The organism is Pseudomonas sp. dw_612, assembly GCF_018449725.1.
Classification (GTDB): domain Bacteria; phylum Pseudomonadota; class Gammaproteobacteria; order Pseudomonadales; family Pseudomonadaceae; genus Aquipseudomonas.
The window spans coordinates 1-938 of record NZ_JAAVVC010000063.1 but is presented as its reverse complement, the minus strand read 5'-3'; the positions used below and the strand labels follow the sequence as shown (position 1 = coordinate 938).

The 938-nt window shown below is 54.9% G+C and carries 1 protein-coding gene; it reads left to right on the top strand.

The features are described 5' to 3' along the window. Positions 1–930, top strand: a 930-nt coding sequence (locus HB680_RS32475) for an IS3 family transposase (protein ID WP_213942333.1), incomplete at its 5' end; no start/stop codon positions are given. Positions 931–938: the final 8 nt, after the last annotated feature.

The following is a 938-nucleotide window of genomic DNA, read 5'->3' as shown; positions in this document are numbered from 1 at the left end:
CTTAAAAAAGGCTACGGCCTTCTTTGCCCGCGAGCTGAAGTAAGGTATCGACTGGTTCGGCAGCTGCAACAGAAGGCTTACTCAGTGGCACATGTCTGTCGGTTACTGAGCATCAGTCGTTCGGGATTTTATGAGTCGCAAAAGCGTGCTGATGCGCCCGTTCGCCAGAGTTGTCCTGTCGTTGTGCAACTCAAGGCGTCTTTTGCCGAGAGTGGTGGCTGCTACGGCAGCCGCCCCTTGCGCGACGCTTTGCGCGGCAAAGGCCTGTCTGTTGGGCTGTATAAAATCCGCCGTTTAATGCGTGCCAATGGGCTACGTTCGGCTTGGAAGCGCAAGTTTGTGCACACCACCGATAGCAATCATGACCTGCCGATCGCCGAGAATGTACTGAGCCGAAAATTTGATCCAACGGCGCCAAACAAGGCCTGGGTGGCAGACATCACCTACATCCGCACCCGAAGTGGCTGGCTGTACCTGGCCGTGGTATTGGACTTGTTCTCGCGCAAGATAGTGGGCTGGTCGATGGCTCCGAACATGCCTGCTGAGTTGGTATGCACCGCGATGCAACTGGCCATCGCGCAGCGCCAACCACCACCAGGCTTGATTGCCCATTCGGATCGTGGCAGCCAATACGCGAGTGCAACTTACAGAGAGTTACTGGCAAGAAACGACATGCAGCAGAGCATGAGCCGTAAAGGTAATTGCTGGGATAACGCGGTGATGGAGCGCTTCTTCCTGAGTTTGAAAATGGAACGGGTATGGCGACGTGACTACGCCAACCATGCTGAAGCGATCCGTGACATCACCGAGTACATTGTTGGGTTTTACAACAACGAACGGCTGCACTCGAAACTGGGATATCTGCCACCGACCGTCTACGAGCGGGCGATGGCGTCAAAACCTCCTATCGAGGTGTCCGGAATTAGTTGACCACTACA